This is a genomic window from Streptomyces tritici (assembly GCF_048500665.1).
In the GTDB taxonomy this organism is placed as follows: Bacteria; Actinomycetota; Actinomycetes; order Streptomycetales; family Streptomycetaceae; genus Streptomyces; species Streptomyces tritici.
This window is the reverse complement of record NZ_CP183183.1, coordinates 6,906,922-6,931,712: the sequence shown is the minus strand read 5'-3', so window position 1 is coordinate 6,931,712 and position 24,791 is coordinate 6,906,922. Positions and strand designations below refer to the sequence as shown.

The following is a 24,791-nucleotide window of genomic DNA, read 5'->3' as shown; positions in this document are numbered from 1 at the left end:
CCCCGCCGGCCGTCCGGTGCGCGAGCAGCAGCAGACCGGCTGCCCCGGAAGGCCCGATCCCGTGCTCGCGTGAGCGGGGCGCTGGTCTCGGGACTGCTCGCCGGACTCGGCATCGCCATGCCGGTCGGAGCGGTCGGGACCTACCTCGTCGCCGTCACGGCCCGGACGAACCTCAGGACGGGCGCGGGCGCGGCCCTGGGGGTCGCCACGGCCGACGGCCTGTACGCGCTGCTCGCCGTCGCCGGCGGCGCGGCGCTCGTCCCCGTCCTGCGCCCGGTCCTGGTGCCGCTGCGCATCGTCTCCGGAGTCGTCCTCCTCGCCCTCGCCGTGCACGCGGCGGTCAAGGCGGTCGCCCGCCACCGGGCTCGTGCCGGCACCGGACCCGCGCGCGAGCAGACCCCGCTGGGCCCGCGCCGGGCCTATCTCGGCTTTCTCGGCATCACCCTCATGAACCCGCTGACCGTGGTGTACTTCACCGCTCTCGTCATGGGCGGTCAGGGCGCCTCGCTCACCGACCTGCCGCGGCAGTCGGTCTTCGTGGCCGCCGCGTTCGCCGCCTCGGCCGCCTGGCAGCTGCTGCTCGCCTCCGGGGGCGCGCTTCTCGGCCGCTCGCTGACGGGCGACCTGGGGCGGCTGCTGACCGCCACCGCGTCCAGCGCGCTGATCGCCGCGCTGGCCGTCCAGTTGCTCGCCTCGGTCACTCCACCGTGACCCTGACCTCGTGATGGCCCGTCGCACCGTCCGGTCTGATGTCGGTGCGGCGGGCCGTCTGCGTCGCACCGCCGCCGTCGGTCGCGCGGACGGCGAGCGTGTGCCCGCCGGGGGTCGCCGACCAGCGCAGGTACCACTGGCGCCAGGTGTCGGGGCCGTCGGACGCGGCGAGTTCGGCCCGCTGCCACGGGCCGTCGTCGACCCGGACCTCGACCCGTTCGATCCCGCGCCGCTGCGCCCAGGCGACGCCGGCGACCACCACCGTCCCGGCGCGCAGCCGGGCGGAGCCGCGCGGGGTGTCGATGCGCGACTGCGTCTTGACCGGGGCCCGTGCGGCCCAGCCGTCCCGCACCCAGTACGCGTCGTAGGCGTCGAAGGTCGTCAGCTCAAGCTCCTCGATCCACTTGCACGCGGAGACGTAGCCGTACAGGCCGGGGACGAGCATCCGGACGGGGAAGCCGTGCCGGAACGGGAGCGGTTCGCCGTTCATGCCGAAGGCCAGCAGGGCGTCCCGGCCGTCCATGACGTCGGCGACGGGCGTGCCGATCGTCATGCCGTCCACGGACCGGGCCACGAGCTGGTCGGCCGGACCGCCCCGCGAGGGCGGCCGGACGCCCGCCTCGCGCAGGAGATCGGCGAGGCGGACGCCGGTCCAGCGGGCCGTGCCGATGTAGGGCCCGCCGACCTCGTTCGAGACGCAGTTGAGGGTGAGGTCGCGCTCGACGACGGGGCGCGCCAGGAGGTCCCGCAAGGTCAGGGTGAGCTCGTCGGCGACCCCGAGGCCGTGGATACGCAGCCGCCAGCGGTCGGCGTCGATCCTGGGGACGACGAGAGCGGTGTCGACCCGGTAGAAGTCCTTGTTCGGCGTGATGAACGGGGCGACGCCGGGGAACGCGAGCTGCGCGCCGCGCGGGCGCGGCGGCGCCGGGTCGTCGGGCCGGGGCAGTCGTAGGGCCGCGCGGGACGCCTCGGCGTCCTGGGAGCGGCCGGCCCCGAGTGCGCGGCCGAGGACGACGGCACCGGCGGCGGCCGCGGCCGTGCCCCCGGCCGCGAGCAGGAAGCGGCGGCGGGCCGGGGCGGGCGCGCCGGATGCGGCGGATGCGGCGAGGACGCGGCCCACGAGCCAGTACAGCAGCGCCGCACCGGCCGACGCGCCGACCAGGGACGGCAGCGCGTCGGCCGCCGAGGCGTCGGGGCGGCTCACGGCGGCCGTCGCGCCGACGACCCCGAGCACGACCGCACCGGCGGCGCCCGCGCCCCGCCGCGCCAGCTCCCAGCGGCCGAGGAGCAGGGCGACGGCCGCGAGGACGACCACGATGCCGACCTGGAGAACCGCCTTGTCGGCCTCGCCGAACGTGCGGATCGCCCATTCCTTGACCGGTGCGGGCGTCAGGTCGATCGCCGCCGCGCCGACCGCGGTCACCGGCGACGCCTCGGGCCGTACGGCCGCGGCGACGAGTTCGGCGACGCCCAGCCCGCCGAGCCCGGCCACCGCGCCCGCGAGCCGGGCGTGCAGTCGGTCGGTGGGGGTGGGCGGGGACGGCTGGGGCGGGGCGGGGAGCGGGGGTGTCGTGCTCACCCGCCCATCATCGACGCGGCCCCGCGGCGCCGCCAGGCGGTCGGGCCGCCCGTAAGGAGTGCGTAATGCCCTGCGCGCCCGCCCAGGTGACCTCCCGTCAGGGCGCGACCGACTCCAGGAACGCCGCCAGCACCGCGTGCAGGGCGTCGGGGCGTTCGAGGTGGAGGTCGTGGCCGGTGCCGGGGACGCACGCCCCGTACGTGTCGTCGGGCCGCCGTGCGAACATTCCGGCGACCTCGTCCGGGTCGACGAAGCTGTCCTGGCCCAGCACCGCCAGCGCGGGGCAGGCCACCGCCTCCCACTCCGGCCACCAGGAACGCGTGGCGTTCTCCGCGAGCGCGGCGACCATGACGTCCGGGTCGAACCGGGGCCACCAGCCGTCGGCGCGCCGCTCCAGACCGGCCGCCCAGCCCTCGCCGACCGCGCCACCGCCGAGGTGTTCCACGGCGGCCTCCCGCGTGGCGAACGGCACGGGCCAGCCGCGCAGCCAGCCGCCGATGGCGCCGGGGCTCTCGGGGTGCGGCCCGCCCGGAGAGGCGTCCACCAGGACGAGGGCGGCGACCCGGTCGGGGTGCGCGGCGGCGGTCAGCAGCGCCGTGTGCCCGCCGAGCGACTGACCGGCCAGAACCGCGCGCTCGAGGCCCAGCGCGTCGAGGACGGCGACGACGTCGGCCACGTAGGCGGCCCGGGACACGTCCGCGGGACGGCGTGCGCTCGCGCCGTGCCCGCGCTGGTCGAAGGCGACGACGCGGTGGCGGGACCTCAGCGACCGGGCCGTGGCGTCCCACTCCCCCGCGTGCCCGGCCAAGCCGTGCAGCAGGACGACCGGCGGGCCGTCGCCGCCGCCGTCCCGGACCGCGAGGGCCACCCCGTCCCGTACGACCGTCCGTCGCTGCCACTCCATGCCGTGCGCCCCCCTCGACCGGTCCGGCCGCGGGGTCCGGATCCCCTCCGGCCGGGTGGAGTCGATCATGGCACGGCGGCGTCCGGGGCGGGGCGGGAGGCGGATCCGGTGGCCGCGTGGCGGGCTCGGGTGGCCAGGGGCACGCTGGAGTGGAAGCCCCGCGAAGGGGGGTGGGAACGATGCCCGCGCCCGTGTGGAGACAGGAGTGGCGCGCCCATCCGCTGCGCCGGCCCGTGGACGTCGTCGAGGCCTGGGCCCTGCTGCTGGTCGCGGCGGCGCTCTGGGTGGCCGCGCCGGTCGCCGGTCTGACCGTGGCGTGGTCGGTGCAGCGGCACGACCGGACGCTGGCGGTCGAGCAGGCCGCGACCCGGGACCGGGTGGTCGCGGTGGCGCTGGCGGACGCGCGGGACGTGGCCCCGTCCGCCTACGACTCGGGGCGGGGCGTCCAGGTGCACGTGCCGGTGCGCTGGACCGCGCCCGACGGCCGCCAGGGGCAGGGCGAGGCCCTGGTGCCCGCGGACCTGAAGCGCGGCGAGCAGACGCGGATCTGGCTGGACGAGCGCGGCCGGGTGACCGCTCCGCCGCTCGACGACGCCGACATCTGGCTCGGTTCGGCCACGATCGGCGCGACCGCGACGGCGCTCGGGGCGGGCACGGCCGCGCTGGCGGGCCTGTGCGTACGCCGGCTCGCGGACCGCAGGCGCGCGGCGCAATGGGAGTACGAGTGGCGGCGCACCGGGCCGGACTGGACCCGTGGACACGCCTGACGGACGTCGTTCTGACGCACGTCGTGCTGACGGACGTCGTGCTGACGGACGTCGTTCGGGGGCGGATCCGGCGCGGCTCAGGGCTCGGCGAGCAGGATGCGGCGACCGGTGACGCGCTGCGGCGCGAGGAGCGTCCAGTGACTGCCCTCGCCGCCGGTCCACGGGCCACCGTCCGCGCGGGCGGCGAGCCGCTCGACCGCGGCGGGGTCGGTGACGTCGTGGACCGGACCCACCAGCAGCACGCTCCAGCCCTGGCCGGACGTCTCGTCGATGTGGTCGGCCTCGAAGGCGAGATCGGCGTCGGCGGTTCCGGAACTCGTGGGAGTGGTGCTGCGGAAGGCGACCCGGCCGTCCGTGACCAGGTAGTTCACCGGCAGCACGACCGGTCCGTCCGGCGTCTGCCGGGCGATCCGGCCGACGCCGTGGGTGTCGAGGAGCGCCCAGCAGGCGGCGGGGTCCAGCTCCACGGTGCGCAGCAGCTCGGCGGGCGGTGGGCCGGCGGCGGCGCCGGTCAGGGCCGGGACGGTGGTCTCCAGCGCGTCCGCGAGCCGCAGCAGGAACGCCACTCCGGGGGTCGCGGGCTGCTCCTCCAGGTACTGGATGTAGCCGGGCGCGGATCCGGCGCGGAGCGCCAGGTCCTCGCGGGACAGGCCGAGCTCGTGGCGGCGGGCCGCCACCCGGCGGCCGACGTCGCCGCGCGGGTGCGCCGGCGCGCGGCGCGGCGCGTGCGGCTCGGGATGCATGGGGGTCTCACGGTGCATGGCGGCCTCTCGGCGCATCGGGGCCGGTCCCTCGTACGGGCCCACGGCCCCTCCGACGGGGAACCTCCTCCATGGAATCACCCGTTCCGATATCGGGACACCGGAGACGCCGGTGCCGACGCCCCTGCGCGGGGCGGAGAAGGGACGAGCGAGCGATGAGGCACAGGAGTGTCGCCGATCTCATGACCCCGACGGCGGTCGCCGTGCAGCGCGGCACACCGTTCAAGGAGATCGCGCGGCTGCTCGACGAGTACGGCATCACCGCCGTGCCCGTGGTCGACGACGACGGACGGCCGGTGGGGGTCGTGTCGGAGGCCGATCTGTTGCGCCGGCACACCGAGAAGAACGGCCCCAGCACCGCCGAGGGCATGATGACCAGCCCGGCCGTGGTGGCGCGGCCCATGTGGAGTGCGGTCGAGGCGGCGCGGGTGATGGAGCGGAACCGGATCAAGCGGCTGCCGGTGGTCGACGGGGACGGTCGGCTGATCGGCGTGCTGAGCCGCAGTGACCTGCTGCAGCTGTTCCTGCGCCGGGACCGGGCGATCCAGGAGGAGATCCTGGAGGAGATCGTCACCCGTACGCTCCGGCTGCCGCCGTCGGCCGTCTCGATCGACGTGTCGGAGGGCCGCGTCACCTTGAGCGGCACGCTCCCGCGCCGCAGCCTCGGCCCGATCGTCGTCCGGCTCTGCGAGACCGTGGACGGGGTCGTGGAGGTCGAGGACCGCCTCACGTACGAGGAGGACGAGGCGGCGTAGGCGCAGGGCCGCCTCAGGTACGGCGTATGGACGGACGCCCGTGCGTCGCGCTGCTGTCTCTGCCCGGGCAAGCAGGATCGCGGGCAAGCAGCCGGGGGCAAGCAGGATCGCGGGCACGCGCGAGCGGGGCGCGTGCCCGCGCGACGCCTCGCCCCCCGCGCGCGTGGCGACGGATCAGCGGCGGGGCGGCGGGCGGCGGCTCAGGTCACCGCCTCCGGCCAGCCGTAGCCGGGGCCGGTGTGCTGCGGCACGGTGTCGGCGCCGACGGCCTCCATGTCGCGGTTCGCCACGCGCATCAGCTGGGCCGCGAGGTCCTTCATGGCGCGGCTGGCGGCGAGTTCGTCGCCGATCGCGGGGACGTCCACGTCCGACGGGTTGCACCGGGCGGTTCCCTTCCCGGTGATCTTCGCCGAGCCCATGTCGAGTTCCGCACGGGCCTTCGTGGTGCCCTCGTCCTCGGTCAGGTCCACGCCGACCGTCCAATGCAGCGTGCGTGTCATGGCCTGCCTCCTTGTCCGCGGGCCTTTCCTGTTCCCAGGATCCACCCGCCGGTCGGCGGCCGCACGCCGCCGCCCGGCCCGCCGTTCAGACGAGCGGCCGGGCGGGGGCCGCGGCGCCCGAGGCGCCGATGGTGAACACCCCGCCGTCGGGGTCGCGCAGGGTGGTCCAGCTCCCGACGCCGTCGCCGTGCGCGCCGCGCACGACGCTGCCGCCCAGCCGGATCGCCGTCTCGGTGGCCGCGGCCACGTCCGGCACCCGGAAGTGCACGTGCCAGCGGGGGCGCACCTGCGGGTCGGGCGCGGTCTCGACCGCCCCGCCGCTGAGCCGGGCGACGGCCATGCCGCCGTGCCGCAGCACGACGTACTCGCCCTCGTACGAGACCTGGACGCAGTCGGGCCGGCCGCTCGCCCAGTCGAGCACCTCGCCGTAGAAGATCGCCGCGGCGAACGCGTCGCGGGTGCGCAGTTCCAGCCAGGCGGGGCCGCCGTCGTCGGCGTCGGAGCGCCAGTGCGGGATGGCCTTGCCCTCCCAGATGCCGAAGACCGCGCCCTGCGGGTCGGCGGCGAGGGCGGCTCGGCCGGTGCCGAAGGACAGCGGGCCGACGGCGAGGGTGCCGCTCCGCTCGCGGATCCGGGCGGCGGCGACGTCGGCGTCGCCGACGGCGAAGTACGGGGTCCAGGCGACGGGAACCGACAGGCTCCCGGCCATCGCGCCGATGCCGGCGAGCGGGCGGCCGCCGAGGAAGCCCACGCAGAACTCGGGCCCGAGCTCGGACGGCCGGAACCGCCAGCCCAGGACTTCTCCGTAGAAACGCTGCGCCGCTTCGAGGTCGCGTGCCATCAGGCTGACCCAGCACGGTGCGCCGAACGCTTCGTGATGTGGTGTCGACACCCCGCCAGACCTCATCCCTCGCGTGTGACCGGACTCTCGCACGCTAACCCGGCGGCGGTCGCGGCGCAGCCAGGCGCGGCTCCGGCGCGGGCCGCGGCGGCCGGTCGGGCCCGTTCGGCCGCCCCGGGATGCGGCCGCGGCGGGCCGGGGCTGTCATGGGCTCGACGCCCCGTGGCCCGCCCGGTGCGCCGGACGTGTTCCCCTCGCCCGGACGGAGGACCCGCCCATGACCCGAACCCGTGGCAGCCGCCTGGTCGTGTCGGCGGTTCTGGCGGTGGCGCTGGCGTTCCCGGCGGCGTGCGGCGCGGGCGAGACCGGGCGGGACGGCCGCAGGGGGCCGGCGTCGGGCGGCCGTCCGGAGCGGGGCGCGGACGAGGCATGGTTCACCACGGCGGGGGTCACGCCGCAGGACCCGGCGGTGCTGCTGCGCGAGCTGCGGGCAGGGCGGACGCCCCGGGCGCTGGGGCTGGTCCGTTCGGGCGCGGCGGCGGACGTGTCGTACGTGTACGTCAACTGGGCGTGGACGCTGTGGCCGCCGGGGCTGCGGCCGGTCGGCGTGGCGCTGGCACCGGTCCGGGTGACGGGCTCGACGGTGGCCGTGGGGCCGGTGCGGCGGCACGGCCGTGTGCCGGAGCTGTCGCTACGGGTACGGGACGCGGGCGGCGCGGCGCGTACGGCGACGCTGCGGGAGTGGCAGCGCGCCGCGCACACCTTCCCGGGCGGCGGGCCGGGGCGGGGGTTCACGTACCAGTTCGTGGTGGCCGGAGAGCCGGCGATGGACGCGCTGGAGGCTCCGGGCGGCGGGCCGCGGCGGCCCTGACCGGCGGACGGTCAGACCTCGGGCCGCAGCGGGCCGTTCCCGCTCTGGCCGGGCCGGCTGGGGGCGGCGCCGAGCGTGCTGCCGCGCTGCCAGACGGGCCAGGGGACGTTCCAGTCGCCGTAGCCGTTGTCGAAGGGGGTCATCTCCTCGCCGAGGCCGTTGACGACCTGGACGAGGTCGCCCTCCCGGAGGGTGGCGTACAGCCAGGCGGCGTCCTCGGTGCTCATGCCGGTGCAGCCGTGGCTGACGTCCGCGCTGCCCTGGGCGTCGACGGACCACGGGGCGGCGTGGAGGTACTCGCCGCTCCAGGTGACGCGGGTGGCCCAGCGGACCTTGAGGTCGTAGTAGTCCTTGCTCTTCTTGGAGATGCCGATGGAGTCGCCGCGCATGCGGACGAGGCGTTCCTTGCCGAGGACGACCTTGATGCCGCCGCGGGTGCGGTAGCCGGCCTTGCCGGTGGTGACGGGGATGGTGCGGACGACGTGGCCGTTGCGGCGGACGGTCATGTGATGGGTGGCCACGTCGGTGACGGCCTCGACGCGGTCTCCGGTGGTGAGGGTGAGCGGCTGGGAGGGGCCGCCGACGAGCCGGCCCGTGACGGGCAGTCCGTCGAGCGCGGAGCGGACCCGGACGGTGGCGTGGACGGGCCAGTACGTGCGGGGCCGGTAGTGCAGGGTGGTGGGGCCGACCCAGTGCCAGGCGCCGTCGACCCGGGGTTCGGAGGCGACTTCCAGGGCCCGTTCGACGGTGCGGCGGGCGCGGGCGTCGTCGGCGGGCACGGGGTGGCTGAGCTCGGCGGTGAGCGGCTGGCCCACGCCGTACCGGCCGGGCGCGGGCCCGAACGTGACGGTGAGCCGGCCGTCGTCGGCGACGGCCGGTGCGGTGCCGAAGTCCAGGCGGGCGTGACGGCGTCCGCGGCCCGTGGCGCCGGCGGGCCCTTCGACGACGAGCCTCGCGGTGAAGCGGCTGTCGGCGGGGAGGGGGGCGGTGCTGGTCCAGCGGGTGCCGTCGGGGCCGACGGTTCCGGCGACGCGGCGGCCGCGCGCGTCGGCGACGGTGATGTCGGCGAGGACGCCGGGCGAGCGCAGCGCGATCTCGACCGGGCCGCCGCCCGGCCGGACGGCGAGCGCAGGGGCGGGGGCGTCCCCGCCCGGCCACCCCGGGTTCTCCGGCAGCGCGGACTTCTCGTGCCGGGCGGTGAGCACCGCGGTGCGGTGCACGGCGGCCGTCGCGGCGCAGACCCGGTCGGCGTCGGCGCAGTCGTCCAGCACGGCGGTGGCGTCGGGGAGGGTGCGGCCGACGGAGACCACGGTCTCCGCGTCGCCCGTGGCGGCCGTCCCGCTTCCCGGGCCGGCCGCGGGCCCGGGGGCCGGCGGCTGGCCCGTGGTGGTCAGCAGGACGACGCCCGCCACGGCCGCGGCCGCGCCCCAGTTCTTGGCGCTCCTGCGGACGTCCGCGCCTCTGCGGGCGTTCCCGTTCCCGTGGCCCCGCGCGCTCCGGTGCACCGTTGCCAAGTCGGCCCTCCCCGTCTCGTCCGTGTGATGTCGGGCATCGTGGTGTCCGAGCATCAAAACGGACGCGGTCCGAAAAGATGATCAACGGACGAGGCGTGGCGCGGGTCCGGACCCGGAGACGACTCGAATGCACCAACGCCCGCCCGTCGGGGAAGGCCGACGGTCGACGGAGCGTCAGCGGGCCGGTTCGGGCAGCGGTTCGCCGGTCTCGAGCAGGGTCTTGAGGCTGGAGAGGATGACCGGCCAGCCCTCGCCGATCAGCCCGCGGATGGTGCCGTCCGGTTCCAGGTCGTCGTGCACGACCGTCAGCTTCACGATGTCGCCGGAGGGTTCGATCACGTACGTCACCTTCGAGCGCCGTTCGGCGGCGAGCCGCGCCAGCACGTCCTCGTCGATGCCGGCCATGCGCGCCCAGTCCTCCGTGAACGTGTGCCAGGTGTAGGCCAGTCGGCGGCCAGGCACCGCTTCGAGCACCTTCTGCTCCGGGTCGGCGGTCTTCCGGCCGTCCTCGTCCCACACCATCGCCGCCCCGGGGACCCACTCCGCCTCGAAGGCCACCCCCCAGTACTGCCGGGTGAGCTCCGGCTCGGTCAACGCCTTCCAGAGGTCGTCGGGCGTGGTGAGGATGTACGTCGTGTAGACGAACGCGTTGCTGTCCATCGGGGTCTGCTCCCATGCGGTGTTCCGGGGCGGCGGGCGGCTCCCGCGCGGCGCGCCGGGCCCGCGCCCCGGGCGTACTGATCCTTCAGCCACTCGTTCGTACGACCGCGGGACGAGCCGGTGCGGTCCGACACGCCGCCGGAGTCACCCGCCTCGCCCAGTGGCCCGGTGCCGTTCACGGGCGCAGCGCGGCCACGACGAGGCCCTCGATCTCGTCCTCGGAGACGGTTCCGCCGGACACGACGCGGTCGAGGACGAGGCCGTCGACGCAGGCGAGCAGCGTGAGCGTGCGCCCCTCGGCGTCGCGCACGCCCTGGCCGTCGAGGAAGCGGCGGACGGCGTCGCGCCCCGGGTTCTCGCGGGGGACGAGGATCTCGCGCAGTTCGGGGTCGCGGACGCTCTCGACGGCGCAGGCGTGCCGGGCGAGGGAGCGGCGACGGCCCTCCCCGGTGAGCCGGGCGTCCACGAGCGAGGCGATGCCACGGACCAGTTCGGCGGCGTCGCGCGGGACTCCGGCCCGCTCTCCCGCGGCCCGCAGCTCGGCCTGGTCGAGGTCGACGAGCCGGCGCACGAGGGCGGTGAGCAGGGCGGAGCGGGTGCGGTAGTACGCGGAGGTGGTGCCGGGCGGGAGCCCTGCGGCGGCGTCGACGGCCCGGTGGGTGAGGCCGCGCATACCGGCGTCGGCGAGGACGCCGAGGGCGGCGTCGGCGAGGAGGGTGCGGCGGTCGGGGGTCGAGGGGCGGCGGTCGGGCGTCGGGGTGCGGCGGTCGGTTGCGGGGGTGGGGGTGCGGCGGTCGGTGGTCACCCCTTCTTTCTACACCTGTAGAGTTCTTCTACAGGTGTAGAAGAACTGACCTGAGGGGGCAGCATGGGCAGGACCGCGCTCGTCGTCGGCGGAGGCATCGGCGGACTCGCCGCGGCGATCGGACTGCGCCGCATCGGCTGGGACGTGACCGTCGTCGAGCGGAACCGCGTCCTCGACGACTCCGGGGCCGGGATCTCCCTGGCCGCGAACGGACTGCGTGCGCTCGACGCCCTCGGCGTGGGCGCCGCCGTCCGGGCGGCGGCCCGGAGCCAGTACACCGGCGGCACCCGCACGCCGGGCGGCGCCTGGCTCGCCCGGATGGACGGCGCCGCCCTGGAACGCGCCCTCGGCTCGCCCGTCGTGGGCATCCCCCGCGCGGGGCTGCACGCGCTGCTGCGCGCCGCGCTGCCGCCGCAGTGCCTGGTCACCGGCGCGCGCATGACGGCGCTCGACCGCTCCGGGCCCGACCGCGTGCGGGTCGGGTACGCGCACGAGGACGGCCGGCGCGCGGAGGCGGAGGCGGACGTGGTCGTCGGCGCCGACGGGATCGGCAGCTGGACGCGCGCCCTGCTCTTCCCCGGCCACCCAGGCCCGGCCCACAGCGGCTCCACGGTGCTGCGCGCGCTGACGAGGGGGCCGGTGAGGGTGGAGTCCGACTTCGAGCTCACCTGGGGACCCGGCGCGGAGTTCGGCCACATCCTCCTCGCGGACGGCCGGGCGGAATGGCACGCCGTGCTCAACGCGCCCGCCGGAGTGCGCCATCCGGACCCCCTGGCAAGACTCCGCCGCCGGTTCGCCGACTGGCACGCGCCGGTCCCGGACCTGCTGGCCGCGACCGACCCGGACGCCGTGCTCCACCACGACATCGGCGAACTCGCCGAGCCGCTCCCCTCGTTCGCCGTCGGCCGTGTCGCCCTGCTGGGCGACGCCGCCCACGCCATGACCCCGCACCTGGGCCAGGGGGCGTGCCAGGCCCTGGAGGACGCGGTCGTCCTGGCGGCCGCGCTGGCCGACGGCCCGGACGTGCCGGAGGCGCTCGCCCGCTACGACGCCGAGCGCCGCCCGCGCGCCCAGGGCGTCGCGCGGGCAGCGCGCCAGGCGGGCCGCATGGGGCAGCAGTTGGCGCATCCGGCGGCCGTCGCGCTGCGGAACACCGCCCTGCGGCTGGCCCCGTCGGGCACGGCCCTCCGGATGATCCTGCGCCACGCCGCCTGGACGCCGCCGAGGCTGCCGGAGGTCGCCGCGGGCGTCGAGTAGACCTCGCGTCTCGACCTCTCATCGTCGTCGATTAGGTGCGAAGTCGATTAATCGCCGAAGTGCTAACGTGACCGGATGTCTCTCAAGCACGCGGTGCTGGCCGCCCTCCTGGAGGGCGAGTCGTCCGGCTACGACCTGGCCAAGGTCTTCGACGTGTCCGTGGCCAACTTCTGGGCCGCCACGCCCCAGCAGCTGTACCGGGAGCTGGACCGGCTGGCCGAGGACGGCCTCGTGGCGGCGCGGGTCGTGCAGCAGGAACGACGGCCGAACAAGCGCCTGTTCCGGCTGACGGAGGCGGGTCGGGAGGAGCTGCACGCGTTCACGGCCGCCGAACCGCGCCCCACGGCGATCCGCGACGAACTCATGGTGCAGATCCAGGCGGTGGACGTGGGCGACTCCGCGGCCGTGCGCGGCAGCGTCCGGAAGCACCTGGACCGGACGCGGGAGCGGCTGGCCCGCTTCGACCGGCTCCGCGAGCACATGCTGGCCGGCCGCGACGAGGCCACGTATCTGCGGGAGACCGAGCGGGTCGGGCCGTATCTGACCCTGATGCGGGGCCGGTCCTTCGAGCAGGAGAACCTGCGCTGGGGCGAGCGGGTCCTGGACGTCCTCGCCGCGCGGGAGGCACGAGGCGTGTGAGGAGTGTGCAGGCCCCGGGTCCGGCGTCGCCGCGTCCGCATACCGTCCGGTAGGGTCGCGGCGTTCCGCAGGGAGCGGGGCGTTCTCCGGAAGGGGCGGAAGTCGGATGAAGATCGGTGACGTCGTCGAGGACTTCAGCCTGCCCGACGAGACCGGCACGGTGCGCACGCTCAGCGAACTGCTGCAGGACGGGCCGGTCGTGCTGTTCTTCTACCCCGCGGCGATGACTCCCGGCTGCACCGCCGAAGCCTGCCACTTCCGTGATCTGGCCGCCGAGTTCAAGGCCGCCGGCGCGCAGCCGGTCGGCGTGAGCGGCGACCCGGTCGACCGGCAGCAGGAGTTCGCGGACCGGCACAGCCTCGGCTATCCGCTGCTGTCCGACCCGCAGGGCGCGGTGCGCGGCCGGTTCGGCGTCCAGCGCGGCTTCTCGCTGGCGCCGACGAAGCGGGCCACGTTCGTCATCGACCAGGACCGGACCGTGCTGGAGATCGTCCGCAGCGAGTTCCGGATGAGCGCCCACGCCGACCGGGCCCTGGCGGCGCTGCGCACGCGCACCGTCTGACCACCCCCGACTCCCCTCACTCGGCCGGGACCCCCTTAATCAGTATCGTGGATGCGCATTTGATACGGTCCTGCCGTGCGGTTGACGAAGTTCACCGACCTGGCGCTGCGTGCCGTCATGCGCCTGGCGGTCTCGGGACAGGACGACTCGGAGACCACCCGCGAGGTGGCCGAGACGATGGACGTGCCGTACGCGCACATGGCCAAGGTCGTCACCCGGCTGCAGCACCTCGGCGTCGTGGAGGCGCGGCGGGGCCGCAACGGCGGGCTGACCCTGACCGAGACCGGCCGGCGGGCCTCCGTCGGCTGGCTCGTACGGTCACTCGAAGGCGACGAGGAGGTCGTCGCCTGCGAGGGCGATCCACCCTGCCCGCTGCGCGCGGCATGCCGGCTGCGAGGGGCGCTCCGGTCGGCCCAGGAGGCGTTCTACCGGACGCTCGATCCGCTCACCGTCGCCGACCTGGTCGAATCCCCGACCGGGCCGGTGCTGGTGTCCCTGTCCCGCACCCGCCCCGGCTGACGCACCCCGGCACCTTTCGGCGCCGCTCCCCCGCCGTCGCAGCTCCTGCCACCGTTCGAGCCGTGCTTCCGCGCGGCCGAAAATACGCAGATGATCTACCAGAATTGGAGTCACGATGCTCTCCGAGCAGGCCACCCCGGTCGTTCGCGCCACGCTCCCCGCGGTCGGCGCCGCCCTCGACGAGATCACCGAACGGTTCTATGCGGGCCTCTTCGCCGCCCACCCCGCACTCCTGCGCGACGTGTTCAACCGCGGCAACCAGGCCACCGGCGACCAGCGGCGCGCCCTCGCCGGCTCGATCGCCGCGTTCGCCGGGGCGCTCCTGGAGCACCCGGAGGCCCGCCCGGACGTCATGCTCGGCCGGATCGCGCACAAGCACGCTTCTCTGGGGGTCACCTCGGAGCAGTACAAGATCGTGCACGAGCATCTGTTCGCGGCGATCGTGGACGTCCTCGGCGAGGCCGTCACGGCCGAGGTCGCGGCGGCGTGGGACGAGGTGTACTGGCTGATGGCGAACGCCCTGATCGCCCTCGAGTCGGACCTCTACGCGCAGGCCGGCGTCGCCGAGGGCGAGACCCGGCGGCCGATGGAGATCGTCGAACGCCACGAGGAGACGCCCGACACGGTCTCTTTCCTGCTGCGCCGGGCCGACGGCGAGCCCGTCGAGGCGTTCCGGCCGGGCCAGTACGTCAGCGTCCAGGTCGAACTTCCCGACGGCGCCCGGCAGCTACGCCAGTACAGCCTGTCCTCGGCCCCCGGCCGGCCCCACTGGCGGATCACGGTCAAGCGGATCGACGGGGACCCGGCCGGCGAGGTGTCGTCCTGGCTGCACGCGCACGGCGCCCCCGGCGACGTCCTGTCCGTCTCCGCTCCGTTCGGCGACCTGGTCCTGCCGGAGGGCGACGGACCGCTGCTGCTCGCCTCGGCGGGCATCGGCAGCACCCCGATGCTCGCCATGCTCGACCACCTCGCGGTGACGGGTTCCCGTCGTCCCGTCACGGTCGTGCACGCCGACCGCTCCCCCGCGGCGCACGCGCACCGGGACGAGCTGCTGCGCCTGGTGGACGCGCTGCCGGACGCCCGGCTGCACCTCTGGTACGAGGAACCGGGCGACTCCGGCGCCCGCCGCGGCCGCGCCGAGGTGGGGCTGCTGGACCTGCCGGCCGGGACGACGGCGTACCTCTGCGGCCCGCTCCCGTTCATGCGCGCCGTGCGCGGCGATCTGCTCGGCCGGGGCGTGGCCGCCGCCGACGTCCACTACGAGGTCTTCGGCCCGGACCTCTGGCTCGGCGCCTGAGAGCCCGCTCGTCCCGGCGGTCGGCTCCGGCCCCCGACCCTGGCCGTTGGCCTACCGCCGGGCGCGACGCTCGCCCCCTATTCGCTGGCGCACGCGCCCCGGCCGCACCACGATGCCGGGATGGACATCGACGAGCGTGACGAGGCGACGGCGACACGGTGGTCGCCCGCGACCGTCCACCCCGACATGTGGGTGGACCCCGACGACGACCCGCGGGAGACCGACGCGGTGACGGCGGACGAGCGCGGCGCGCTGCTGGAGGGCCTGCGGCACTTCCGCCTCACCCTCGAGATGAAGTGCGCGGGCCTGGACGCCGAGCAGATGGCGCGGCGCTCGGTCCCGCCCTCGACGATGTCCCTGCTGGGCCTGGTCCGCCACATGGCCGAGGACGAACGGCACCTGCGCCGGCTGGCGGGCGAGGACACGCCCCGGATCTACCGCACCGCCGAGGACCGCGAGGCGGACTGGAACGGCGCGGTCGCCGACCCGGCGGTCGTGGAGGAGGCCTGGCAGCGGTGGCGGGCGGAACGGGAGCTGACCGACGGGTTCATCGCCTCCTTCGCCGACCTCGGCACCCGGCCCGGCGGTGACGCGCAGCTGCGCGAGCTGGTGGTGATGCAGATCACCGAGTACGCGCGCCACTGCGGCCACGCCGACCTGCTGCGGGAACGGATCGACGGCCGCGTGGGGCAGTGAGCCCGGCCGGCGCGCAGGGCGCCATCGGCCGAGGGCGCCGGGATACGACAGAGCCCCGGCTGGACGGGGGATTCCAGCCGGGGCCGATGTCGTGGCCGGAGGCTTGCCTCACCCGGGGGGGGGGGGGGAAGGGGTGGGCCCGCCGTATCGTCACGGCCACATGTGAATGAACGATAAACCATGCCCCGGTGTTCCGGACTTCTCCACCCCTAGGGTGTGAGTCACCTCACCGCCGCCCCGACCGGCTCAAATCTCCCCCGCGGTCACCGGGAGGCGAGCAGGAGGCGGGCCTCGGTCTCCTGGTCCCCGGAGACGGACTCCAGCGACCGCACGTCGAAGGACTGCGCCAGCACCTTCTCGATCTCGTCGACCGCGTGGTACCCGCCCGTGAGCAGCACGGGAACCTCGCCGCTGAGGTGGGCCGGACGAGCCGTGCCGCCCCGCGAGGCCGCCGTGTCGAAGGTGGCCATCCACACCGTCGGCGCGGGAACCTGCGACTCGATCCCGGCCGTCGGCGCGTCCTCGATCGCGTAGACCCGGTCCAGCGCCTCGAACACCGCTCGGGCGTCCTCGCCGGAGCAGCTCAGCTGCACCGTCACGTCGGTGTCGATGTGTCGTTCGTCCACGTCGCTCATCTCCTCCCGGCCGCCATCCCGGCGTCACCCTCCAGCATCGCCCGGCACCCGCCGCTCCGCGACTCTCACCCGGCCGGCCCAGCCGTTGCGGTTCTCGCACCCCGCTCCGGGTACCCGTCCCGGCAGGGCCGAACGGCCGCGGCCGAGACCGAGGAGGACCCATGTCGGGGCAGGAGCGAGACCGGGCCGACAGCGGCGACACGGGCGGGCGCGGCAAGCGGGGCGGGCCGGACCGGGACGAGTCCGACTCGGACGGCCTGTACTACGGCCGGCACGAGACGCCGAACGAGCGGGCCGACCGCCGGTGGGGCGAACTGGTCCAGGAGATCCGCGTGGCCCAGACGGGTGTGCAGATCCTGCTCGGCTTCCTCCTCACCGTCGTGTTCGCACCCCGCTTCGCCGAGCTCTCGTCGGCCGACCGCGCCCTCTACATCACGACCGTGGCCCTCGGTTCGGCCGCGACGGGCGCCCTGATCGGCCCGGTGTCGTTCCACCGCATCGTGGCCGGGCGGCGCATCAAACCGCAGGCGGTGCAGTGGGCCTCCCGGCTGATCGCCGTGGGGCTGGCGCTGCTGCTCGCGACGCTCACCTCCGCCCTGCTGCTGGTCCTCCGCTTCGCGACGAGCGCCGCGTACGTGCCCTGGCTGGTGGCCGGACTGGTGTTCTGGTACCTCCTCTGCTGGTACGTGCTTCCGTTCTGGGCCCGCCACCGGTACACCAGCGGCGACTGAGCCGCATCAGCCCTCGTCCTCTCCCCCGGGCCCCGCACCGGACGGGCCTGCGCCCGGTGCGCCGCCGGGGCCGCCGCCCGTGAGGCGGTCGACGGTGTCGGCCTCCTCGGGGCGCTTGTCCGGCCGGTACCGCACGACCCTGGCGAAGCGGAGCGTGACGCCGGCCGGGTAGCGCGTGGAGCGCTGGACGCCGTCGTACGCGATCTCCACGACGAGTTCCGGCCGCACCCGAACGGTGAACCCGTCGTCCTCGACGGCGAGCTCCCGCAGCTGTTCGGTCTGCAGCCGCAGCATCTCGTCGGTGAGTCCCTTGAACGTCTTGCCGAGCATCACGAACCCGCCGTCGGCGGTCCGCGCACCCAGGTGCAGGTTCGAGAGCAGGCCGGTGCGGCGGCCGTGCCCCCACTCGGCGGCGAGGACGACGAGGTCGAGCGTGTGGACGGGTTTGACCTTCAGCCAGGTGCGGCCCCGGCGGCCCGCGACGTACGGGGCGTCGAGCGCCTTCACGAGCACGCCCTCGTGCCCGCGGCGCAGGGTCTCGGCGAAGAACGCGTCGGCCGCCTCCTTCTCTGCGGTGGACGTGGGGTCGTCGACGACGGTCCGGCGCACCCTCAGGTGCTCCGGCAGCAGCCGGGCGAGCGCTGCCTGCCGCCGGTCCCCCGGCTCGTCGATCAGGGTCTCGTCCCCGACGGCGAGGACGTCGAAGAAGACGGGTGACAGGGGCCGAGCGGCGCGGGCGGTGTCGACGTCGACGCGGGAGCCGACCCGGGCAGCGGTGTCCTGGAAGGCCAGCGGCCGGCCCGTCTCGTCGAGGGCGAGCACCTCCCCGTCCAGGACGAACGACTCCGCCGCGAGGCCCCGGGCCACCGCCACCACCTCCGGCAGCCTGCCGGTGATGTCGTCGAGCGACCGGGTGTACACCCGGACGTCGTCGCCGTCCCGGTGGACCTGGATGCGGATGCCGTCGAGCTTCTCCTCCACGGCGCAGCGCCCGAGCGCCTCGACCGCCTCGCGGACCGATCCGGCCGTATGGGCCAGCATCGGCTGCACGGGACTGCCGACCCGGAGCGAGAACGCCTCCAGCGCCGCTGCTCCCTCGGCGAGCACCGCCCGCGCCACCCGCGGCAGCGAACCCTCGAGCATCACCGCCCGGCGCAGCGTGTCCGCCGGCACCCCGGCCGCCCGCGCGACGCCCTCCAGGGCCACCGCGTCGAGCGCCCCCTGCCGCACCTCCCCGCCGAGCAGCCGCACCAGGAACTCCTGCTCCCCGAGCGTCGCCGCCGCCATGAGTTCCCGAAGCCGCCGGATCCGCTCGGCCTGTGCCCCCGCTCCCGAGACGGCCGCCAGTTCCGTCATGGCGGCGTCCGTCTCGGCCAGCGTGAGCGCCGGGTTCTCGGCCGGGGCGACGTGAGGAGGGACGACGTGCTTGAGGACGCTCCAGCCCACGCCGATCCGGCCCTGCGGCAGGCTTCCGGCGAGGTAGGCGATGACGAGCGGACTCTCCTCCGGCTCCGCCTCGGCGAACAGCCCGGCCAGCGCGGCGATCTTCTGGGACCGCGCGGAGGTGGCGGCGACCTGACGGGAGACGTCCGCGAGACGCACCAGCAGCATGCGCCCATGGTCCCCGCCTCAGGCCTCCCCCGCACTCCCTGCCGCCGTCGGCTCAGGCCATCCGCTCCCTCTCACCCGTCTCTCCCGCTCAGCCGCCCCTCCCGCTTCTCGCGCTGGGCCCGGTTCCGTCCCTCGCCCGGCCGCTTCCGCCGGGTGGGCGCCGGGCCGGGAGCCGCGGCGCAGCCTCAGCCGGGTCAGCAGGTTGCGCGAGCTCGTCGGCGGCCGCACCGACTCCCGGGCACGCCCGCTCCTTCCCGGCCCGGCCGGAGGGGCGGACGCACGGACGGCGGCCGGCGGAGGCGCGGGCGCGGGCATGCGCGCGTGTGCGGGCTCAGGCACGGGCAGCCGGGAGGTACGGGCCGCCGGCCGAGGCGCGGTCTGCAGCTCGCGTGCCTCCTCCAGTGCCATCGCGAGGCTGGTGCGGTGCCACAGGATCTCGTCCGGATCGTCGGCCACCATGAGCCGGTCGGCGATCTCCCTCGCCGAAGAACCCTCCGGCAGCCCCGGTGGCAGCGGCGGCCTGAGCCGCAGCAGGAACGACCGCTCGTACGGATCCACGACGACCTCGGCGAGCTGGACCGGATCGAGCAGCGAGGCGATGGCCGCCGCCCGTTCCCAGGGGTCGTCCGTGGCCCGCAGCAGCAGCCCGAGCCGCCTGGCCCGCCAGTTGCGCGGCCGTCGGTCCTCGCCCGCGGCCCGACGGTCCCGGGCCTCGCGTCCCATCCTGGCCTTGAGCAGCTCGGGATGATCCCGGGCGAACTCGCGCAGTTCCCCGGCGAGATAGAGCCAGACGACGGTGTTGTAGCGGTTCAGGTAGAACCGCACGGGACGGACGTGCCCGGTTCGCGCCAGCCAGGTGAAGCGCTCGGCCGACACCGAGAGCAACGCCGCCGCCTCCGCCGTGCCCACCGCCCGCACACGCTCGCGCAGTCCGTCCGGGAAGTCCGGCGCCGCGCGCAATCGGTCGACCTCCCCGGGCTCCACCCTGATCCGGGGCCCTGTCCCGGGCAGTGTGCGCACCAGGCCCATCTGCACGGCGAGTTCGAACTCGTCCCATTTCAATGCGAGCCGTTGCGCCGCCGGTCCCGGCGACAGCACCGCCGAGCCCGCCGCCGCGCCCTGCGCCTCCGAACCGATGCCTTCGGTCGTGGTCATCACGATCCTCCCCCGCGAGTGCCAAATACTCTCGGTGACGATCGTAACGCAGAGTGACAGAATCCGTCGAAGCCCTGTGGACAACTCGACCGGCACCCCCCCGCCCACTCCCCAGGCAGGCCCCACATCCACCGTCAGGAACGGATCAGAACTCGCCGAGGACCCCCGCCGTCCCCGGCTGCCGAGCGGCCACGCCCAGGTGCTCGCCGACCCGGTTGACCAGGAGCGTCATCTCGTAGGCGACCTGGCCGACGTCGGCCTCCGCCGCGCTCAGCACACACAGGCAACTGCCCTCGCCGGCCGCCGTCACGAACAGCATCGCGTCGTCGAACTCCACCATCGTCTGGCGCGCCTTGCCCGCCCGGAAATGCCGGCCTGAGCCCCGCGCGAGACTGTGCAGCCCGGACGACACCGCGGCGAGGTGCTCGGCGTCCTCCCGCTCCAGTCCCGCGCTCGCCCCCGTGACCAGCCCGTCGTTCGACAGCACCAGCGCGTGCCGGATGTACTCCACCCGTCGCGTCAGGTCGTCGAGGAGCCAGTCAAGTTCCTTGTCCAGCGCCATGCTCGGTCCTCCCCGTTGGTGCGGTCCCGTGTCACGGGCTCCGCGTGTTCCGCGTAAGCCTTACGCACAGTCCTGGACTGGGCAAGCATCACGAACGGTTCCCGACGTGCCCCGCCGCCTGCGGCTCACCGACCGAATCCAGCAACCGCGCGGTGTGCATCCTGCCCGCGTACTCCACCAGCCGGATCAGGACCTCCTTGCCCGAGTCGCGGTCCCGCGCGTCGCACAGCACGACGGGCGTCCCGCGGTCCAGGTCGAGCGCCTGCGAGACCTCGTGCGCTCCGTAGTCCCGCGCGCCGGCGAAGCAGTTCACGGCCACCAGGAAGGGAATCCGCCGGTGCTCGAAGTAGTCCACCGCCGGGAAGCAGTCCTCCAGGCGGCGCGTGTCGGCGAGCACCACCGCGCCCAACGCGCCCTGGGACAGTTCGTCCCAGAGGAACCAGAACCGGTCCTGCCCCGGAGTCCCGAACAGGTACAGGGAGAGCCCCGAGCGGATCGTGATGCGGCCGAAGTCCATCGCCACCGTCGTGGTGGTCTTCTGTGCCACGCCGTCCGTGTCGTCGACCGACTCGCCGAGCCGGCTCAGCTGCTCCTCGGTGCGCAGCGGGCGTATCTCGCTGACCGCGCCCACCAGGGTGGTCTTGCCGACGCCGAACCCGCCGGCGACGAGGATCTTCAGGGCGAGGGCGGCGGTGTCCGCCCCGTCGCCCCCGCCGGTGCTTTCAGAGGGCTCGGAGACCATCGATCACTTCTTTCAGGATCCGCTCGTCGGGGAGCTGGGCGGGTGGTACGGGCCGGCTGACCTTGACGAAGCCGGATTCGAGCAGGTCGCCGAGGAGGACCCGGACCACGCCGACCGGCAGGTCCGCGTCCGCGGCGAGTTCGGCCACGGACTGCGTCTCGGCCCGGCACAGGGCGAGCAGCGCCCGGTGCTCGGGGCCGAGGAGCGCCTCCTCGGCGTCGCCGGGCGGGTCGTCGTCCACGACGACGAGGGCGATGAGGTCGAACCGCACGTTGCTGGGCCCGGGCTTGGTCCGGCCGCCGGTCATCGCGTACGGGCGGACCAGTGGGCCGGCCTCGGCGTCGTACCACTCGCTGCCCGGCGGCGCGCCGTCGGCGCCGGTGGTGCTGTCGTCGTTCACAGGGGTCTCCGGGTCGGTCCGGGCGGGGCCGGGTGGATCCGTGCGGGTCCACGTGGGGCGGGCGGGGCCAGGTGCGGTGCGAGGCGGTCCACTACGACGCCTGCGCCCACCGTTGCGTGCGGTTCCGCCGTACGTGCGGTTCCGCCGTACGTGCGGTTCAGTCGTGCGTCCGGTTCAGCCGGCGGCCGACGGGGACGTCGTCACGCGGGGCGGCGTGTACAGGTGCTCGCCGACGCGCTTCACCAAGCGCGCCATCTCGTACGCGATCAGGCCGATGTCCGCCGCGACGGAACTCAGCACGGCGAGACAGGATCCGTCGCCGGCCGCGGCGACGAACAGGAACCCGTCGTCCATCTCGACCATGGTCTGCCGCACGCCGCCGGTCCCGAACTGGCGGCCGGCGCCCTTGGCGAGGCTGTGGAAGCCGGAGGCGATCGCGGCCAGATGCTCGGCGTCCTCGCGGCTCAGGCCGCTGGAGGCGCCGACGGCGAGGCCGTCGTTGGACAGCACCACGGTGTGCCGGACCTCGTTGACCCGCACGACCAGATCGTCGAGGAGCCAGTCGAGTTCGCCCGAGCGGTGCGGGGCCACCCTGTCGTGGTCGATCATGCGTCGTCTCCTTCACTGCCGTCGCTGCGGAATCCAGTGCTGAGCGGCCTGCGGGCCCCGGGAGCCGCTCCGCCGCCGCGGGTCCAGCCCTCGCGGTACGCGGCCATCCGGTCCCTGGCCTGCTCCGGGGTGCGTTCCCCGTCGGCCGCCGCACCCCAGGTGGGCGCCGGGCCGGACTTGGGCGCCTCACGCAGTTGCGGGACGAGGCTGGCCTGCCGTACGCGGCGAGGCAGACCGCCGCCGCGCGGTTCCGCCGGCGGTCGCGTCTCCTCCGGCTGCTCCGCGTCCGGACGGGTACGCAGGCGCAGGGTCGTGACCTGCGCCGGAGGCGGCTCGTCGGCACCCTGCCTGGCATCCGGACCCCGGTCGTCGCCTCCCCTCAGGACGCGGCGCGCGGGCGGCGAGGCCGCTCCGTGTACACCCACAGGCTCCGGCCGGTCGGGCCGTTGCGCGTGCTCCTCTTCGTCCAGCCGTTCCGTCGAAACCACCGCCTGCGCCTCCGCGGCTGCACGGCTCCCGGCCGGCAGCGCGCCCTGCAGCAGCGCCATGGGGAGGAGGACGACCGCCGTCGTGCCGCCGTACGGGGAAGGGCGCAGCTGGACCTTGATGTCGTGCCGGGAGGCGAGCCGGCTGACCACGAACAGTCCCAGCCGGTCGCTGTCGAACAGGTCCAGCGCCTCGGACTGCCGGATCCGGCCGTTGGCCTCGGCCAGGGTGTCCGGGCCCATGCCGAGTCCGCGGTCCTCGATCTCCAGTGCGTAGCCGTTGCCGACCGGTTCGCCGCTGATCCGCACCTTGGTGTGCGGCGGCGAGAACTGGGCAGCGTTCTCGATCAGTTCGGCGAGCAGGTGCGTCAGGTCGGCCACGGCCGCACCGACGACGGCGGTCTCGGGGAACCGCCGGACCTCGACGCGGGCGTAGTCCTCGATCTCGGAGACGGCGGCGCGCACGACGTCGGTGAGCTGGACGGGCATCCGCCAGGCCCGGCCGGGGGCCGCGCCCGACAGGATGATCAGGCTCTCGGCGTGCCGCCGCATCCGCGTCGTCAGATGGTCGAGCCGGAACAGGTCGCCGAGTTCGTTCGGGTCGTCGGCGCGGCGCTCCATGCTGTCGAGCAGGTTGAGCTGCCGGTGGACCAGGACCTGGCTGCGCCGGGCGAGATTGACGAAGACCCCGGAGATGCCGCTGGCGAGTTCGGCGCGCTCCACCGCGGCGCTGAGCGCGGCCCGGTGCACGATGCCGAGGGCCTCGCCCACCTGGCCGATCTCGTCCTGCGCCGGAGGCCCGGCCGGGGCCTCGGCGGGTACGTCGATCTCCTCGCCGGCGCGCAGTCGGCCCATGGCCTGCGGGAGTTTGCGCCGGGCGATCTCCAGCGCGGTGTTGCGCAGGCTGATGAGTTCGATGACGAGGCCGCGGCCGATCCGCACGGAGATGACGAGGGAGGCCGCGACGGCGGCGAGACCGAGGAGGACCGCCGCGCCGCCCGGCGTGAACACGCCGCCGGCGAAGGGGTTGGACGCTTCGGCGGCGGCCCGGCGGGCGTCACGTTCGACGGCGGCGAGTCCCTCGCGTACGGAGGACTGCGCGCTGTCCCAGGTGGCGGCCGGGACTGCCTGGGCGGCGCGCCGGCCGGCGGGTGCCGCGACGATGCGGTCCTCCGCGGCGGTCAGGCGCCGCTGCGCGTCCTGCGCGGCGCGTGTACGCCAGGCGTCGCGGGCACCGCGGGGCAGGTCGGCGGCCGCGGAGGCGAGCAGGGTACGGCGGGAGTCGACGGCGCCGGTGAACAGCCGGAGCCGCGGGGCGTCGAGTTTTCCGGTCAGCTGTGCGGCGCCGAGCAGGGCGTCCTCGCGGGACAGCATCTCCCCGGCGCGGGCGAGTTCGAGCAGGACGCGTGCGTCCGCGCCGGACCGGGCGTCGTGCAGGGCGGCGAGCGAGCCGCCCACCTCGAAGGCGGTGGCGATGGCGTCGGTGTAGGCCGTGTAGACCTTGTCGCCGGGGGCCGTTCCGGGGGCCGAATCAGTCGCCGAGCCGCTCGCCGGGCCCTCCCGGCCGTCCGCCGTGCCTTCCGCCGCCCGGGTCCGTAGCGGGGCGAGCGCTTCGGCCTGCCGGACGAAGCGGCCGACGCGCTCGCCCAGTTCGGCCGGCAGGTCGCCGGTGTCGCCGACCGTGTGGCCGTCGCCCAGGCGCAGCCGGGCGAGCGCCGCGTCGGTGCGGCGTCCCTGCTCCCTCAGCTCGGCGGCCCGCCCGGCGCCGGGACTGGCGAGCTGCCGTACGGCGGCGCGGCGTTCGGCCTGCAGGGCGGTGACGGCTCGGGCGACCGGTTCACGGATCTGGGCGTCGACCCGCTGGAGCTGGCGCAGGCGGGAGACGTCCTGCGCGGTGGTGACCGTGGCGAACCCCCACAGGGCGAGCAGCGAGACCACGGGGACCATGAGCAGCGAGACGATCTTCGCGCGGACGGTCCTGGGGCGCAGTCCGCGCCGGGGCCGCCCGGCGTCCGTCCCGGTGCCGGGGGCCGCCTCGCCTTCCGGTGCTCCCGCCGCCGGGGCTTCTGGCGAAGGCGTCTCGTCGGCCGGCGGTCCTGCGTGGGCCCGCCGTCCGCGGGCGGCGGGACCGGGCGCGGGCACCGGCGGCCGTGCCGTGGCGTCGGGGGTGTTGCGGGGAGTTCGCATGTCCTCCTCGTTCCGGATGCGGTGCGGGTGTCGTAC

27 protein-coding genes are annotated in these 24,791 nt (G+C 75.2%); 11 read left to right on the top strand and 16 right to left on the bottom strand.

Annotated elements, in window-relative coordinates:
* Positions 1–69 precede the first annotated feature (69 nt).
* On the top strand, positions 70–711 hold the full coding sequence (locus ACNJ93_RS31960) for a LysE family transporter (RefSeq protein WP_418960955.1): 642 nt from the start codon (positions 70–72) through the stop codon (positions 709–711).
* Here ACNJ93_RS31960 and ACNJ93_RS31955 read toward each other — a convergent pair.
* On the bottom strand, positions 698–2,290 hold the full coding sequence (locus tag ACNJ93_RS31955; RefSeq protein WP_418960954.1) for a molybdopterin-dependent oxidoreductase: 1,593 nt from the start codon (positions 2,288–2,290) through the stop codon (positions 698–700). The genes ACNJ93_RS31960 and ACNJ93_RS31955 overlap by 14 nt on opposite strands.
* 97 nt (positions 2,291–2,387) lie before the next feature.
* A complete protein-coding gene (locus ACNJ93_RS31950; protein ID WP_418960953.1) occupies positions 2,388–3,194 on the bottom strand; it encodes an alpha/beta fold hydrolase in 807 nt (268 codons plus the stop codon).
* Positions 3,195–3,373: 179 nt separating this feature from the next.
* Between ACNJ93_RS31950 and ACNJ93_RS31945 the strand changes: the two genes are divergently transcribed.
* Positions 3,374–3,961: a hypothetical protein gene (locus ACNJ93_RS31945; RefSeq protein ID WP_418960952.1), complete on the top strand. Its 588-nt coding sequence runs from the start codon at positions 3,374–3,376 to the stop codon at positions 3,959–3,961.
* 77 nt (positions 3,962–4,038) lie between these two features.
* Here ACNJ93_RS31945 and ACNJ93_RS31940 read toward each other — a convergent pair whose 3' ends face one another.
* On the bottom strand, positions 4,039–4,722 hold the full coding sequence (locus tag ACNJ93_RS31940; RefSeq protein ID WP_418960951.1) for a helix-turn-helix domain-containing protein: 684 nt from the start codon (positions 4,720–4,722) through the stop codon (positions 4,039–4,041).
* 155 nt (positions 4,723–4,877) lie between these two features.
* Here ACNJ93_RS31940 and ACNJ93_RS31935 point away from each other — a divergent pair, with 155 nt between their 5' ends.
* Entirely contained in the window at positions 4,878–5,477 is a 600-nt protein-coding gene (locus ACNJ93_RS31935; protein WP_418960950.1) for a CBS domain-containing protein, read from the top strand.
* A 200-nt stretch (positions 5,478–5,677) separates the two neighbouring features.
* Here the strand turns inward: ACNJ93_RS31935 and ACNJ93_RS31930 are convergent, their stop codons facing one another.
* Together ACNJ93_RS31930 and ACNJ93_RS31925 are read right to left on the bottom strand one after the other, a co-directional pair.
* On the bottom strand, positions 5,678–5,977 hold the full coding sequence (locus ACNJ93_RS31930; RefSeq protein WP_418960949.1) for a DUF1876 domain-containing protein: 300 nt from the start codon (positions 5,975–5,977) through the stop codon (positions 5,678–5,680).
* Positions 5,978–6,062: 85 nt separating this feature from the next.
* On the bottom strand, positions 6,063–6,818 hold the full coding sequence (locus ACNJ93_RS31925; protein ID WP_418960948.1) for a VOC family protein: 756 nt from the start codon (positions 6,816–6,818) through the stop codon (positions 6,063–6,065).
* Between the two features lie 277 nt (positions 6,819–7,095).
* Here ACNJ93_RS31925 and ACNJ93_RS31920 point away from each other — a divergent pair, with 277 nt between their 5' ends.
* Positions 7,096–7,689 (top strand): hypothetical protein, encoded by a 594-nt coding sequence (locus ACNJ93_RS31920; RefSeq protein ID WP_418960947.1) that lies wholly within the window; start codon positions 7,096–7,098, stop codon positions 7,687–7,689.
* An 11-nt stretch (positions 7,690–7,700) separates the two neighbouring features.
* Here ACNJ93_RS31920 and ACNJ93_RS31915 read toward each other — a convergent pair whose 3' ends face one another.
* The 3 genes from ACNJ93_RS31915 to ACNJ93_RS31905 form a co-directional block, all read right to left on the bottom strand.
* On the bottom strand, positions 7,701–9,194 hold the full coding sequence (locus ACNJ93_RS31915) for an Ig-like domain-containing protein (RefSeq protein WP_418961595.1): 1,494 nt from the start codon (positions 9,192–9,194) through the stop codon (positions 7,701–7,703).
* 183 nt (positions 9,195–9,377) lie between these two features.
* A complete protein-coding gene (locus ACNJ93_RS31910; RefSeq protein ID WP_418960946.1) occupies positions 9,378–9,863 on the bottom strand; it encodes an SRPBCC family protein in 486 nt (161 codons plus the stop codon).
* A 175-nt stretch (positions 9,864–10,038) separates the two neighbouring features.
* Positions 10,039–10,668: a TetR/AcrR family transcriptional regulator gene (locus ACNJ93_RS31905; RefSeq protein WP_418960945.1), complete on the bottom strand. Its 630-nt coding sequence runs from the start codon at positions 10,666–10,668 to the stop codon at positions 10,039–10,041.
* 63 nt (positions 10,669–10,731) lie between these two features.
* On the opposite strand from ACNJ93_RS31905, the gene ACNJ93_RS31900 reads away from it, so the two are divergent.
* The 6 genes from ACNJ93_RS31900 to ACNJ93_RS31875 all read left to right on the top strand — a co-directional run bounded on the left by ACNJ93_RS31900 (position 10,732) and on the right by ACNJ93_RS31875 (position 15,638).
* Positions 10,732–11,925: an FAD-dependent monooxygenase gene (locus ACNJ93_RS31900; RefSeq protein WP_418960944.1), complete on the top strand. Its 1,194-nt coding sequence runs from the start codon at positions 10,732–10,734 to the stop codon at positions 11,923–11,925.
* A 75-nt stretch (positions 11,926–12,000) separates the two neighbouring features.
* Positions 12,001–12,564 (top strand): PadR family transcriptional regulator, encoded by a 564-nt coding sequence (locus ACNJ93_RS31895; protein WP_418960943.1) that lies wholly within the window; start codon positions 12,001–12,003, stop codon positions 12,562–12,564.
* A gap of 106 nt (positions 12,565–12,670) precedes the next feature.
* Positions 12,671–13,126 (top strand): peroxiredoxin, encoded by a 456-nt coding sequence (locus ACNJ93_RS31890; RefSeq protein ID WP_418960942.1) that lies wholly within the window; start codon positions 12,671–12,673, stop codon positions 13,124–13,126.
* A 75-nt stretch (positions 13,127–13,201) separates the two neighbouring features.
* A complete protein-coding gene (locus ACNJ93_RS31885) occupies positions 13,202–13,645 on the top strand; it encodes an RrF2 family transcriptional regulator (protein WP_418960941.1) in 444 nt (147 codons plus the stop codon).
* Between the two features lie 115 nt (positions 13,646–13,760).
* Complete coding sequence (locus ACNJ93_RS31880) at positions 13,761–14,942, top strand: globin domain-containing protein (protein WP_418960940.1); 1,182 nt, start codon at positions 13,761–13,763, stop codon at positions 14,940–14,942.
* Between the two features lie 120 nt (positions 14,943–15,062).
* Positions 15,063–15,638 carry a DUF664 domain-containing protein gene (locus tag ACNJ93_RS31875; protein ID WP_418960939.1) on the top strand — a complete coding sequence of 192 codons (576 nt, stop codon included), beginning with the start codon at positions 15,063–15,065 and terminating at the stop codon, positions 15,636–15,638.
* Positions 15,639–15,901: 263 nt separating this feature from the next.
* Here ACNJ93_RS31875 and ACNJ93_RS31870 read toward each other — a convergent pair whose 3' ends face one another.
* Positions 15,902–16,273: a hypothetical protein gene (locus tag ACNJ93_RS31870; protein WP_418960938.1), complete on the bottom strand. Its 372-nt coding sequence runs from the start codon at positions 16,271–16,273 to the stop codon at positions 15,902–15,904.
* Positions 16,274–16,434: 161 nt separating this feature from the next.
* Here ACNJ93_RS31870 and ACNJ93_RS31865 point away from each other — a divergent pair, with 161 nt between their 5' ends.
* On the top strand, positions 16,435–17,004 hold the full coding sequence (locus ACNJ93_RS31865; RefSeq protein ID WP_418960937.1) for a DUF6328 family protein: 570 nt from the start codon (positions 16,435–16,437) through the stop codon (positions 17,002–17,004).
* Between the two features lie 6 nt (positions 17,005–17,010).
* Here the strand turns inward: ACNJ93_RS31865 and ACNJ93_RS31860 are convergent, their stop codons facing one another.
* The 7 genes from ACNJ93_RS31860 to ACNJ93_RS31830 all read right to left on the bottom strand — a co-directional run bounded on the left by ACNJ93_RS31860 (position 17,011) and on the right by ACNJ93_RS31830 (position 24,755).
* Positions 17,011–18,615 (bottom strand): ATP-dependent DNA ligase, encoded by a 1,605-nt coding sequence (locus ACNJ93_RS31860; protein ID WP_418960936.1) that lies wholly within the window; start codon positions 18,613–18,615, stop codon positions 17,011–17,013.
* Between the two features lie 18 nt (positions 18,616–18,633).
* A complete protein-coding gene (locus tag ACNJ93_RS31855) occupies positions 18,634–19,770 on the bottom strand; it encodes a DUF6397 family protein (RefSeq protein ID WP_418960935.1) in 1,137 nt (378 codons plus the stop codon).
* 145 nt (positions 19,771–19,915) lie between these two features.
* Positions 19,916–20,332, bottom strand: coding sequence for a roadblock/LC7 domain-containing protein (locus tag ACNJ93_RS31850; protein WP_418960934.1), 417 nt, complete (start codon positions 20,330–20,332; stop codon positions 19,916–19,918).
* An 88-nt stretch (positions 20,333–20,420) separates the two neighbouring features.
* A complete protein-coding gene (locus tag ACNJ93_RS31845; protein ID WP_418960933.1) occupies positions 20,421–21,074 on the bottom strand; it encodes a GTP-binding protein in 654 nt (217 codons plus the stop codon).
* A complete protein-coding gene (locus ACNJ93_RS31840; protein ID WP_418960932.1) occupies positions 21,055–21,474 on the bottom strand; it encodes a DUF742 domain-containing protein in 420 nt (139 codons plus the stop codon). Before ACNJ93_RS31840 ends, ACNJ93_RS31845 begins: the two co-directional genes overlap by 20 nt.
* A gap of 174 nt (positions 21,475–21,648) precedes the next feature.
* Complete coding sequence (locus ACNJ93_RS31835; RefSeq protein ID WP_418960931.1) at positions 21,649–22,083, bottom strand: roadblock/LC7 domain-containing protein; 435 nt, start codon at positions 22,081–22,083, stop codon at positions 21,649–21,651.
* Positions 22,080–24,755, bottom strand: coding sequence for a nitrate- and nitrite sensing domain-containing protein (locus ACNJ93_RS31830; protein WP_418960930.1), 2,676 nt, complete (start codon positions 24,753–24,755; stop codon positions 22,080–22,082). Before ACNJ93_RS31830 ends, ACNJ93_RS31835 begins: the two co-directional genes overlap by 4 nt.
* Positions 24,756–24,791: the final 36 nt, after the last annotated feature.

Excerpts from the sequence above, each read along its gene's own strand:
- ACNJ93_RS31835 (WP_418960931.1), bottom strand. The coding sequence starts at position 22,083 with ATGATCGACCACGACAGGGTGGCCCCGCACCGCTCGGGCGAACTCGAC.
- ACNJ93_RS31920 (WP_418960947.1), top strand. The coding sequence starts at position 7,096 with ATGACCCGAACCCGTGGCAGCCGCCTGGTCGTGTCGGCGGTTCTGGCG.
- ACNJ93_RS31875 (WP_418960939.1), top strand. The coding sequence starts at position 15,063 with ATGGACATCGACGAGCGTGACGAGGCGACGGCGACACGGTGGTCGCCC.
- ACNJ93_RS31855 (WP_418960935.1), bottom strand. The coding sequence starts at position 19,770 with ATGACCACGACCGAAGGCATCGGTTCGGAGGCGCAGGGCGCGGCGGCG.
- ACNJ93_RS31940 (WP_418960951.1), bottom strand. The coding sequence starts at position 4,722 with ATGCACCGTGAGACCCCCATGCATCCCGAGCCGCACGCGCCGCGCCGC.
- ACNJ93_RS31870 (WP_418960938.1), bottom strand. The coding sequence starts at position 16,273 with ATGAGCGACGTGGACGAACGACACATCGACACCGACGTGACGGTGCAG.
- ACNJ93_RS31950 (WP_418960953.1), bottom strand. The coding sequence starts at position 3,194 with ATGGAGTGGCAGCGACGGACGGTCGTACGGGACGGGGTGGCCCTCGCG.
- ACNJ93_RS31845 (WP_418960933.1), bottom strand. The coding sequence starts at position 21,074 with ATGGTCTCCGAGCCCTCTGAAAGCACCGGCGGGGGCGACGGGGCGGAC.
- ACNJ93_RS31935 (WP_418960950.1), top strand. The coding sequence starts at position 4,878 with ATGAGGCACAGGAGTGTCGCCGATCTCATGACCCCGACGGCGGTCGCC.
- ACNJ93_RS31895 (WP_418960943.1), top strand. The coding sequence starts at position 12,001 with ATGTCTCTCAAGCACGCGGTGCTGGCCGCCCTCCTGGAGGGCGAGTCG.
- ACNJ93_RS31880 (WP_418960940.1), top strand. The coding sequence starts at position 13,761 with ATGCTCTCCGAGCAGGCCACCCCGGTCGTTCGCGCCACGCTCCCCGCG.
- ACNJ93_RS31930 (WP_418960949.1), bottom strand. The coding sequence starts at position 5,977 with ATGACACGCACGCTGCATTGGACGGTCGGCGTGGACCTGACCGAGGAC.
- ACNJ93_RS31890 (WP_418960942.1), top strand. The coding sequence starts at position 12,671 with ATGAAGATCGGTGACGTCGTCGAGGACTTCAGCCTGCCCGACGAGACC.
- ACNJ93_RS31830 (WP_418960930.1), bottom strand. The coding sequence starts at position 24,755 with ATGCGAACTCCCCGCAACACCCCCGACGCCACGGCACGGCCGCCGGTG.
- ACNJ93_RS31945 (WP_418960952.1), top strand. The coding sequence starts at position 3,374 with ATGCCCGCGCCCGTGTGGAGACAGGAGTGGCGCGCCCATCCGCTGCGC.
- ACNJ93_RS31850 (WP_418960934.1), bottom strand. The coding sequence starts at position 20,332 with ATGGCGCTGGACAAGGAACTTGACTGGCTCCTCGACGACCTGACGCGA.
- ACNJ93_RS31860 (WP_418960936.1), bottom strand. The coding sequence starts at position 18,615 with ATGCTGCTGGTGCGTCTCGCGGACGTCTCCCGTCAGGTCGCCGCCACC.
- ACNJ93_RS31925 (WP_418960948.1), bottom strand. The coding sequence starts at position 6,818 with ATGGCACGCGACCTCGAAGCGGCGCAGCGTTTCTACGGAGAAGTCCTG.
- ACNJ93_RS31910 (WP_418960946.1), bottom strand. The coding sequence starts at position 9,863 with ATGGACAGCAACGCGTTCGTCTACACGACGTACATCCTCACCACGCCC.
- ACNJ93_RS31865 (WP_418960937.1), top strand. The coding sequence starts at position 16,435 with ATGTCGGGGCAGGAGCGAGACCGGGCCGACAGCGGCGACACGGGCGGG.
- ACNJ93_RS31900 (WP_418960944.1), top strand. The coding sequence starts at position 10,732 with ATGGGCAGGACCGCGCTCGTCGTCGGCGGAGGCATCGGCGGACTCGCC.